Below are 10697 nucleotides of genomic sequence, written 5' to 3' on the forward strand. Positions count from 1 at the left end.
GTTTTGTGGGTGTGCTGTGCGCACCGGCTTTTGCTTTGGGGGCGGGGATTTTCTTCGTTGGCGTGTGGGCTGAACGTTTGGTTTCGCGCCTTACGCGGTGTGTTTTGTAGGGTGTGCTGTGCGCACCAGCTTTTGCTTTGGGGGCGGTGATTTTCTTTGTTAGCGCGTGCGCTGAACGTTTTGTTTCGCGCTTTACGCGCGAGTCACTTTTTCCAGTCGCGGAAAAAGTAACCAAAAACGCTTGCCCCTACCTTGGGTCTACGCTGCGCTGCGACTTCCCTCGCTACGTCGTTGCTCCAGGGGGCGGCGTGCAGGGCCATCCTTGGCCCCACGCCTTTCGCGGCTCCTGCCGCTCCACCCCCTACGCAACGACTACGCTCGGCCTGCGATAAACGGGGCGGGTAGATCAACGGCGGTAGAGCAAGAGCGGTAGAGCTAGATCAAAAGCGTTTTGGTGAAAATGGGGTTAGGGGGACTGTGGGTTGTATTCCGCTGGCTTGTTCTGCCAGCAGTTGTCCGGTGATGGCGGCGAGCGTTAGTCCTACATGCCCGTGTCCGAAGTTGTAGTGCACGTGGGGCAGTAGGCGCGATTGGCCGAGTACGGGTTTGCTGTCGGGCATGGAGGAGCGAAAGCCCATCCATTTTGAGCTGGGTTCGTGTTGGAGGTTGAGGAAGCGCCGCGCGCCGTTGGCGAGGTAGGTGTAGCGGCGTGGGTCGGGTGGCGCTTGGGTGCCAGCGAATTCGACGGTGCCGGCTATGCGCAGGCCTTGGGCCATGGGGGTCATGTAGAAGCCGCCCGCGCCCCAGCAGACGGGGCGGTTGAGCAGGGCGCCAGCTTGTTCGAAGAGCACGTGGTAGCCGCGTTCGGTGTCTTGCGGCAGGTTGTCGCCAAGGGCGTTGGCCAGCTGTTTGGACCAGGCACCGGTGCATAACGCTATGCGCGCGGCGTTAAGGGTCTGGCCGCTGCTGAGGTGGGCTATTACCTGTTCGCTGTCGCTGGCGTGGCGTTGGATATCGTGCAGTTCGCCACGCAAAAAGGAGCCGCCCAGTTCGATAAAGCGCTTGAACAGGCGCAGGCTCAAGGCGTACGGGTCGAGGGTGCGGCTGACGCCTGGCAGTTCTACGCCAAGGGCTGCGCGGGCGTTTAGGGCCGGTTCCAGGGCGTGCAGTTCGGCGTTTTCCAGCAGGCGAATGGGGATGTCGAAGGGCCGGTGGTAGGCGAGCATTTCTTGCGCCGCGCGCCGTTCGTGGGCTTCAAAAATGTACAGCGCGCCGTCGTGGCGGATCAGGTCGTTGGCGTTGGCGTCGTCGAGCAGGGTGGCCCAGGCGGTCATGCAGGGTTTGAGCAGGGTGTCGAGGTCGCGGCTGATGCCGTGCACCTGTTGTTCGCGTGAGTAGCGCAGGAATTGCCACAGCCAGGGGGCGATTTTGCTGAGGTAGGCGGGGCGTACTGTTAGCGGGCTGTCGGCTTTGAGCAGCAGCGCGGGCGCTTGCTTCCAGATGCCGGGCGTGGCCACCGGTTCTACTGAGTAGGTGGCAAAGGTGCAGGCGTTGCCGAACGAGGTGGCGGTGCCGGGGGGCTGGCGGTCCAGCAGGGTTACCGTCCAGCCTTGGCGTTGCAGGCAGAGGGCGGTGGCAATGCCGACTACGCCGGCGCCAACCACCAAAGCGTGGCCGCGTGTGTGGGGGGTGGGTGTCATATTCGGCCCGTCATCTGGTCAATGGCGCAGGCACTTTAGCGTTGGCGGCGCCGCTATGTTTCGGCGCGGGTCCGCACGGAGCGTTAGCGGCTTTTGCGCCGCTGTTCACGCAGCATGTAGCCACGTTGCCATTGGTGTGGAATTACCCGCGTGCACAGGCCAATCAGCACGGCCAAAGCCGCACTGGCGGCCATGGCGCGCATGCCGAAGTGTTGCTCCAGCAGGGCGCCAATCACGGCGCCGACAAACATGCCGCCCCAGGGAATAATCTGCACCCGCCAACCGCCGCGTTTTTCCCCTAATAGCCAGCGCCCCAGGCCACGGCCAAAACGCGACAGTGCGCCGGTTACGTAGGTCAGGCCAATGGGCAGGCCGTTCACTTCTTCCACCACGGCATTGAGCATGCCCATGGCCAGAATCGCTGCAATCAACCCGATCAAGTTCGGGGTTAGCGCTGCAGCACCCAGCAACGAGGCCACACACAGCAGCAGCGGCCAAGCCTTTTTGTCACCCAGCTTGGCCAGCACCACGCCCACCGCATTACCGACAATAAACATCCCCAGCAGCAGCGCCAGACGCAGCACCATGGCACCCTCGCCATTGCTTAGGGACACCGCCAGGCGCGTGGTATTGCCGCTCATAAACGACACGAAGTCGCCACTGGCGAGAAAACCGATGGCATCAGTCATACCCGCCAACACCGACAGGCTGGCCACCAACGCCAAGCCGATGCGCCCACGCTTGATCCGCAGGTGTATACGTTTACTGCTTCCGGACAGGGGAGGGGGTAGCACAGACACTCCAAGCACAAGGCACGGTTGTTCAGTTGCCAGGCATCGTAGCGGATCAGCAGGGGCTAACACATCTGCCCAAAATGAACACCGCCAAGTCCCCTCGCCCCTGCGGGGAGAGGGTTAGGGTGAGGGGGGATGACGGGGAATCGGTGTGAGCTGCCGCCCTCACCCCCAGCCCCTCTCCCGCAAGCGGGAGAGGGGTGCTAAAGGGGTTCACACAGCTGTTCAAATGATCAGCGCTAAGTCCCCTCGCCCCTGCGGGGAGAGGGGAGCTAAAACCGTGGGGGCGGGATTTTGGTTTAAATCGATTGCCTCAGCGCGCTACGCACCGCGGCAGCATCGGCGGGGGTCACCAGCGCGTAGTTGTAGTCCGCACTCGACCAATAGTCCGCCTGCACCTCGCCATCGCGCCGTGAGCCGCGCGCCAGTAGGTAGTGCTGCGGGCCTGGCGGGCGGATGTAAAAGCTTACCTTGCGCCCGTCGGCGTCCTCGTACACCAGCATCGCCGCCGCGCCCTGTTCGGTGCTGATCATCCGCCCGCCCACCGGTTTAAACCCCAGCGCGGCCAAGTCCGGAATGCGGTCGGCGCGGGCAAACTGTTGGTCCAGCCAGCTCTGGGCATCCCGCGATGTGGCCGCGTTCCAGTCGTTGGCCATGCCGTCTTTGACGGCAAACATGCGATAGGCCTGCACCGCATCGGCCATCGGCAGCACATGCCTGGCCATGTTTAGCGAACGGGCCTGCCAGCCGCCCATTCCGCCGATGCTGACCGCAATCAGCAGCAGCGCGGCGGTGGCGAAGTGGCGTGTGCGTTGGCGGCGCAAACTGTGGCGAATGGCGGCCGGGTCGAGCTGCGGGTTGGGCGCCATATGCAGCGCGCCGCTCAATGCGCTGCGCAGGTGCTGAGCATCCTGTTGCCAGGCGCGCACCTGTTCGGCGACCGCCGGGTGCGCGGCCAAATACACGGCCAGTTGCTGTCGCTCGGCCTCGCTAAGTTGGCCGTCCACGTAGGCATGCAAATCCTGGTCGCTGGGGGGCAGAGTGATCATTTCAAAACCCGTAGAGAAGGGGTGGTGATTTCGCCGTCGCTCAATTGGCGCAAGGCCTGACGGGCGCGGGATAAACGCGACATAACGGTGCCAATCGGCACGCCAAGGATCTCGGCAACTTCCTGGTATTGCAGGCCCTCCACCGTTACCCAAAGCAAAATCGCGCGTTGCTCGTGGGGCAGGCGTTCAAAGGCGGCGAGGGTGGTTTGCGCCACCACCGTGCGTTCGGCCGAGGGCTCGTGGTGCTCATCCTGGCCGCCAGTGAATAACTCCAGCAAACGCCGATAACGGCTGGCGCTGCGCTGGGCATCCAGAAACTGGCGGTAGACGATGGCAAATAACCAGGCGCGCAAGTCGCCGTCCGGGCGTTTGCCGGCCCAGGCGCCGAGGGCTTTCTCCAGGCTGGCCTGCACCAGGTCGTCGGCGCTGCTGGAGTTGCGCGTCAGCGAGTGGGCGAAGCGGCGCAGCCGGGGCAGCAGTTCGCGTAGTTGGTCATCGATGCCATGCATGGCGCTGTGGTTTCCGGGCGGTTAGCACAAGGGATTCTATGGTGAGCAAGACGCCACTGCGCGGCTGTTATTCCCCGCCCGCTAAAAAATAAATAAATACGGCAGCGGGAATAAACCTTGAGGAGGTGCGTCTGACCCCACCTCTGTACGGCTTTGGAGCTTGATATGGCTGACCTTGATCGACAAAAACCCGCACCGCTAAGCCCCGCCGCCATGGCCGTGCGCCTGGCGGCCATTGGCGCCGTGACCTTGGTGATTGCCGGTGCGCTGGCCTATACCGGCGGCTACTTCAGCCCCGAACGGCTGACCCCGGACCGCGTGGTCGACACCCTCGAACACAACAATGGTGAACACCCAGGTTTTCGCCGCAATCACCCGAAAGGCATCTGCGTAACCGGCTACTTCGACAGCAATGGCGCGGCCACCGAGCTGTCGTCCGCCGAGGTGTTTTCCGCCACGCGCACGCCGGTGCAGGGGCGTTTTTCCCTGCCCACAGGCAACCCCTATTCGCCCGATAACGCCGCGCCGCTACGCAGCATGGCCTTGCGTTTTCAGCAAGCTAACGGCCAGCAATGGCGCACGGGTATGAACAGCATGCCGGTGTTTCCGGTAGGCACGCCGGAGGCGTTTTTTGCCCTGCTGCAAGCCACCGCACCAGACCCTGCCACCGGCAAGCCCGACCCGGCCAAAGCCGGCGCGTTCTTCGCCGCACACCCAGAAACCGGGCCGTTTCTGGCCTGGGCAAAAACCGCCAAACCGGCCGCCAGCTTTACCAGCGAAACCTATAACAGCGTGAATGCCTTCTACCTCATCGACGCCGACGGCCAACGCCACACCGTGCGCTGGAGCATGGTCGCCACCACGCCCGCCGACGCCGCTGCCGGGCAGGGCGACGACTACCTGCAAGCCGACCTGCAAAAGCGCCTGGCCGAAGGCCCGCAACGCTGGAACCTGATCCTTACCTTGGCCAACGCTGGCGATCCGAGCAACGACGCCAGCAAAGCCTGGGCTGGCGAACACCGCACGGTGAACGCCGGCACCCTGGTGATCGAGCGCGAACAAGCGCAAGCCGAGGGCGAGTGCCGCGACATCAACTACGACCCACTAATTTTGCCGAGCGGCATTGCCGGCTCCGACGACCCGCTATTGGCCGCGCGTTCGGCCGCCTACGCCGCCTCGTTTGAACGCCGCGCAGGTGAAGTGAAATCCTTGCCCCACAGCGCGCAACAGGAGTCCCGCCCATGAGCACTCAACATTTCTCCCTTCCCGCGCGGGTGCTGCATTGGCTGATGGCGCTGATGATCATCGCCATGTTGTTTATAGGTGTGGGCATGGTGGCCACGGTGTCGGAACGGCATCAGTGGCTGATTAACCTGCACAAGCCCTTGGGTATCGCGATTTTGCTGCTGGTGATCGTGCGTTTGCTGGTGCGGTTTAGCTCGACTACGCCGCCGCTGCCGGCCGATATGCCCAGCGTGCAGGCGCTGGCGGCCAAGCTGTCGCATGTGTTGCTTTACGCATTGATGCTGGCCTTGCCGCTGGTGGGATGGGCGATGATTTCAGCGGCCGGCGATCCGGTGATGCTAAGCAGTTCGCTGCGCTTGCCCTCGCTGCTGGCGGCCGACGCGCCGACCTTTGCCGTGTTGCGTAAGGCGCATACCTACCTGGCCTATCTGCTGTTTGCCACCGTGTTGCTGCATTTGGCCGGGGCGTTGTTCCATGCCTGGATTCGCCGCGATGAGGTGCTGAGCAGTATGTTGCGCGGTCAGTAACCCCTCTAGCGTGGGAGTCAGCAAGCTGGCTCCTACGGCGAGTGCAATGGCATATTGGCGAGCCTGACCCCACAGCCCAGGGCCCCAGCATGCTTATAGCGCACCTATCCGACCCGCATATCTGTCCCGAAGGCGAGTTGTACCAAGGTTTGGTGGATTCCAACGCCATGTTTGTCGCTGCCGTCGCCCACGTGGCGGCGCTGCGCCCGCAACCGGATGTGGTGCTTATCACCGGCGACCTGATCGACGATGGCTCGCCGGCCTCCTATGCCCACGCGAAAAAGCTGCTCGCCGGCATCAAACAACCGCTGTTGCTAATCCCCGGTAACCATGACGAGCGTGAGGCGTTTCGCGATGCCTTCGCTGACTTGGGCTATTTGCCGGCAAGCGGGCCGCTGCACTTTGTCGCTGACCACTACGGCCCCGTGCGCATCGTTGCCGTGGATATCACCGTGCCCGAGCTGCACCATGGCGACTTCGACACCGCCGCCGCTGCCTGGCTGGAGCAAGCCCTGGCCGCCGACCCGCAGCGGCCAACGTTGGTGATGCTGCACCAGCCGCCATTTGCCAGCGGCATTGCCTATATCGACCTGTACGCCTGCCATAACGGCCCGCGCTTGGCAGCTGTTATCGCCCGTTACCCCGCCGTGGAGCGGGTGGTGTGTGGGCATATCCACCGCTTTATGCAACTGCGCTTCGGCGGCACCTTGTTATGCACCGCGCCCAGCACGACCACGGCGATTGCCCTGCGGTTGCAGCCCGACGCTGAAGAAGCCTCGTATATCGAGCCGCCCGCCATGCTGCTGCATCACTGGAAAGAGGACACCGGGCTGATCACCCATTGGCTGCCCATCGGCGAATTTCCCGGCCCGCTGCCGTTTGCCTAGGGTGTGGCCGGCGGTTGCGCTTCGCCTTCGGCTCAAGCCAACCTACACTGCACCCAAACCCACAATAAGAGAGTCTGTACATGACCTTGGCCACGCGAGTGTTGTTGACGTTTGTGCTGTCGTTATCCGCTGTTCACGCCATGGCGCAAAGCGATGCTGCCTACGAACAGGAAGCCCAGCACGCCAAGGCGCTGCTGCAAAAGGCGGTGGACTATTACGAGGTGCATGGCGATGCGGCGTTGGCAGCCTTTAGCCGCCAGGGTGAGTTCATCACCGAGCAACTCTATGTGTATGTGGTCAACACCCAGGGCGTGATGCTGGCCAGTGGCGGGCCGTCGGTGATGCTGGTGGGCCGGGATGTCTCGCCCACCCTGGACGATGAAATGAAGCGCGCGTTCGCCCGTGCCATCGGTGAGCCGGAAGGGGAAATGCACGAGGCCGAGTACCGCTGGGTCAACCGCCAAGATGGCAAGGTTGAACGCAAACACACCTTCTACCAGCGCATCAACGACCGCATTCTGGCCGTCGGCTACTACCTGCCACGGGCCAAACCGGAAGAAGCGAAAAAGCTCCTCGACCAAGCCTCTGTCGCTATCGAAAAAGACTCCAAGGCCACCTTCGCCGCCATCAATGACCTGGACCAACGCTACCTGCAAGACGACCTCTATGTGTTTGTCGTCGACCTGGGCAGCAAGCGCTTTGTCGCCCACGGCTACAACCGCCGCCTGATCGGCACCGACTTCGCCTCGCTAAAAGCCCCGGACGGCGCCGAGATCGGCCAGCGCATGCTTGATGCCGTCAACACAAAAGGCGAAGGCGAGCTGGAATACCTGTGGCGCAACCCAGTGACCGAGCGCAACGAACACAAACACGCCTACCTGAAAAAGGTCGGCAATTACCTGGTAGCGGTGGGGTATTACTCGCGGTAGACGTCACTGTAAACGCCGGTGCGATTCTGGGTCCCCGCCTGCGCGGGGACGACGGACGAACACCGTCTTCCCCGCGCAGGCAGGGATCCAGCGTTTTGAATAAGACGCTGATCTGATGCGCAGCGCCGCCTACGACAGATCCTCGCGCCTAATCTGCTCAAGCATGGCCTGCGCCGCTGGCGACAGGCTGTGCCCTTGGCGGGTGACTACGCCATAGGCCGATTGCTGTACCGTTTGTTTGCTTGGCAGCGGCAACACATCCAAGCGCCCCTCGCGCACGTCATCGGCCACCACATCCCACGGCGCCATGCTGATCACGTCGCTGCTGGCGACCAGCGCTTTAAGCACCATAAAGTTGTCGCACTCAATGCCCAGCAACTGCTCGCGGCCGCTGGCTTCGCGCAGCGCACTGGCCACTTCCAGCGGCAGCATCGTGCCCGCCAGCGGGTATTCACCCAAGGCCTGTGGCGTGAGTTTTTTTTGCCGCAATAACGGGTGCCCGGGCCGGCAAAAGAACACACCGTCGTGCACCTGCAAAGGCTCAATGTTTAGCTGCGGGTCGCCATGCAGCTCGCGGCAGTCAGCCACAAACAGCTCCACACTTTCATTCAGTAAACGCTCGCGCAGGCTGCGCCAGTCTTCGATGGTCAATTGCACTCTAATCTTCGGGTACTGCGTCACCAGTTGCCCCAAGGCACGTGGAATCAGGCGCGCGGCCGGGTAGGGGCCGGCACCCAAACGCAATTCACCCGCTTCCAGATTGGCCAACTGGCTCACCGCGTTATGCAGCGAGCGATTGGCCTCCAGCAGACGCCGCGCATGTTCCAACACCAATTGACCATGGGCGGTCAGCACGGCATTACGCGGGCCTCGGTCGAGCAAGCGGCAACCAAGGCTGGCTTCCAGCGCCTGCACGCTGCGTGACAGTGCCGGCTGGCTAAGGTTGACCGCCTCGGCCGCACGGGCGAAATGGCCGTATTCGGCGACGGCAACAAAGTGGCGGAGCTGGCGTAAGTCATTCATGCGTATCTCGCATCGGAAGCTGGAAAACTTTGCATTGGAATTATCAGTCTGCCTTTGCCAAGGTGCCTGGGTCTATAAAAACAAGAGACCTGCCATGCGCGCACTTACTCACTTCAGCGGCCTGTTACTGGCCGCGACCCTGCCTCTTTCCGCCTTAGCCGAGCTGCCAGCCGAAACCATCCAGCCATCGATCAATGCCGAGCTGGCCGAACACACCAAGGTGTTTAACAAAGAGATCTACAAAGTCACCGACAACTTGTACTCGGCGGTGGGCTGGAGCATTGCCAACAGCGTGATGGTGATCGCCCCCGAAGGCCTGATTATTTTCGACACCGGCGAGTCGCCAGAAGAGTCGGCCAAGGTGTTTGCCGAGTTCCGCAAAATCAGCGACAAGCCGGTCAAGGCCATCGTTTACAGCCACTTCCACCCCGACCATATCAACGGCGTAAAAGGCTTTGTGTCCGAGGAGCAAGTGAAGAGCGGCGAGGTGCAGGTCTACGCCCACGAAAGCCTGCTGGATAACGTCGTGACCCAGGGCGCTTTGGTTGGCCCGATTCTGGCCATGCGCTCGGCCTACACCTTTGGTGCCGCGCTGAATGCGGCGGACCGCAAGGACATGAACGGCGGCATCGGCCCCATTGCGGTGGGCGGGCAGAGCACCTTTATTGCCCCGACCATCACCTTTAAAGACAAACTCGACACCACTATCGCCGGCCTGCCGGTGCAGTTTCGTTGGGCACCGAGCGAGGCGCCGGATGAGATCGTGATGTACATCCCCAGCAGCGGCGTACTGCTCAGCGCCGAAGTCGATCAGGGCCCGACGCTGCCGAATATCCACACCCTGCGCGGCGCCAAATTCCGTGACCCGGTGGCCTGGGTCAACAGCCTCGACCTGCTACGCAGCTTTCACGCCCAGTACCTGGTGCCATCCCACGGGCGCCCGGTGGCGGGCGTCGATCAGGTGGAAGAAGTGCTGCGCATGACCCGCGACGGCATCGCCTATATCCACGACCAAACCGTGCGCTGGATGAACAAAGGCCTGACCCCGGACGAGTTGGTGGAAAAGGTCAAACTGCCGCCGCACCTGGCTGGCTACACCCCGTATTTGCGCGAGTACTACGGCACGGTAAAACACAGCGTGCGGCAGATTTACGAAGGCTACCTGGGCTGGTTTAAAGGCGACCCGGTTGACCTCGACCCGATCCCGCCAGTGGAAAAAGCCAAGCGCATGGTCGAGCTGATGGGCGGCCACGACAAGGTGCTGCTGGCCGCTGGCGATGCTTATTTGCAGGGCGACTACCAATGGGCGGCAGAGCTGGCCACCTACGTGATTCGCATCGACCACGAGGACAAACTGGCCCGCGACATCAAAGCCCGCAGCTTCCGTAAACAGGGCTACGCGCAGATGAACATCAACTGGCGCAACTGGTACCTGATGAGCGCCATGGAGCTGGAAGGCACCCTGGGTGAAGAGCAACTGACGGAAATGGCTCAGCGCTTGCGCGGTACGTTTCTGTCGCCGGATATGTTGAAAAACCTGCCGGTCAAAGTGTTTCTGCAGAACTGGGTCACCCGCGTCGACCCGGAAAAATCTGCCGACGTGAATCTGACCCTGGGCTTTGTCTTCCCCGATATCGACCAGCAATGGGCACTGGAACTGCGTCGTGGGGTGGTGCAATTGCACCAAGGCATTCCAGACGGCACCACGCTAAAACTGACTCTGGATAAAAGCTACCTGGACACCGTCATCAGCGGCCAGAACAGCCTGCTCAAGGGCGCGGTATTGGGTGATGTAAAAGTTGACGGCAATCTGCTCGATATCAAAACCTTCCTGGGCTGTTTTGACTTTGCCGATAGCCCGATCAACCTGACGTTGCGCTAAAGGCACGCCAAACAAAAGTGCGGAGCTTAGCGATAGCTCTGAATGTAGGTTGGGTTGAGCACAGCGAAGCCCAACATAGGCAGTACCGTGATGTGTTGGCCCTATGTTGGGCTTCGCCTTTGGCTCAACCCAACCTACGATCGCGTTTGGAG

At 62.0% G+C, this 10697-nt stretch carries 11 protein-coding genes; 5 read left to right on the forward strand and 6 right to left on the reverse strand.

What is annotated here, in order from left to right; genetic code table 11:
- From AAAB16_RS07675 to AAAB16_RS07695, 5 genes are all read right to left on the reverse strand, one after another.
- Nucleotides 1-235 (reverse strand): hypothetical protein (locus tag AAAB16_RS07675; RefSeq protein ID WP_340662814.1); only part of this gene is annotated, 235 nt, incomplete at its 3' end.
- Between the two features lie 205 nt (nt 236-440).
- Complete coding sequence (locus tag AAAB16_RS07680; RefSeq protein WP_340662815.1) at nt 441-1700, reverse strand: FAD-dependent oxidoreductase; 1260 nt, start codon at nt 1698-1700, stop codon at nt 441-443.
- 83 nt (nt 1701-1783) lie between these two features.
- Nucleotides 1784-2494 (reverse strand): YoaK family protein, encoded by a 711-nt coding sequence (locus AAAB16_RS07685; RefSeq protein ID WP_340662816.1) that lies wholly within the window; start codon nt 2492-2494, stop codon nt 1784-1786.
- Between the two features lie 299 nt (nt 2495-2793).
- Nucleotides 2794-3543 (reverse strand): anti-sigma factor, encoded by a 750-nt coding sequence (locus tag AAAB16_RS07690; RefSeq protein WP_340662817.1) that lies wholly within the window; start codon nt 3541-3543, stop codon nt 2794-2796.
- Nucleotides 3540-4052 (reverse strand): sigma-70 family RNA polymerase sigma factor, encoded by a 513-nt coding sequence (locus AAAB16_RS07695; RefSeq protein WP_340662818.1) that lies wholly within the window; start codon nt 4050-4052, stop codon nt 3540-3542. Before AAAB16_RS07695 ends, AAAB16_RS07690 begins: the two co-directional genes overlap by 4 nt.
- Nucleotides 4053-4217: 165 nt before the next feature.
- On the opposite strand from AAAB16_RS07695, the gene AAAB16_RS07700 reads away from it, so the two are divergent.
- From AAAB16_RS07700 to AAAB16_RS07715, 4 genes are all read left to right on the forward strand, one after another.
- Nucleotides 4218-5297, forward strand: a complete 1080-nt coding sequence (locus AAAB16_RS07700; protein ID WP_340662819.1) for a catalase family peroxidase — start codon at nt 4218-4220, stop codon at nt 5295-5297.
- Nucleotides 5294-5824 (forward strand): cytochrome b, encoded by a 531-nt coding sequence (locus AAAB16_RS07705; RefSeq protein WP_340662820.1) that lies wholly within the window; start codon nt 5294-5296, stop codon nt 5822-5824. The genes AAAB16_RS07700 and AAAB16_RS07705 overlap by 4 nt, the downstream gene beginning before the upstream one ends.
- 89 nt (nt 5825-5913) lie before the next feature.
- On the forward strand, nt 5914-6711 hold the full coding sequence (locus tag AAAB16_RS07710; RefSeq protein WP_340662821.1) for a phosphodiesterase: 798 nt from the start codon (nt 5914-5916) through the stop codon (nt 6709-6711).
- 80 nt (nt 6712-6791) lie between these two features.
- Complete coding sequence (locus AAAB16_RS07715; RefSeq protein WP_340662822.1) at nt 6792-7640, forward strand: cache domain-containing protein; 849 nt, start codon at nt 6792-6794, stop codon at nt 7638-7640.
- 129 nt (nt 7641-7769) lie between these two features.
- Here AAAB16_RS07715 and AAAB16_RS07720 read toward each other — a convergent pair whose 3' ends face one another.
- Complete coding sequence (locus tag AAAB16_RS07720; protein ID WP_340662823.1) at nt 7770-8663, reverse strand: LysR family transcriptional regulator; 894 nt, start codon at nt 8661-8663, stop codon at nt 7770-7772.
- A gap of 94 nt (nt 8664-8757) precedes the next feature.
- Here AAAB16_RS07720 and AAAB16_RS07725 point away from each other — a divergent pair, with 94 nt between their 5' ends.
- Nucleotides 8758-10545, forward strand: coding sequence for an alkyl sulfatase dimerization domain-containing protein (locus AAAB16_RS07725; RefSeq protein ID WP_340662824.1), 1788 nt, complete (start codon nt 8758-8760; stop codon nt 10543-10545).
- The last annotated feature ends 152 nt before the right edge of the window (nt 10546-10697 follow it).

The sequence above is a fragment of the Pseudomonas sp. genome (assembly GCF_037994325.1).
Lineage (GTDB): Bacteria > Pseudomonadota > Gammaproteobacteria > Pseudomonadales > Pseudomonadaceae > Aquipseudomonas.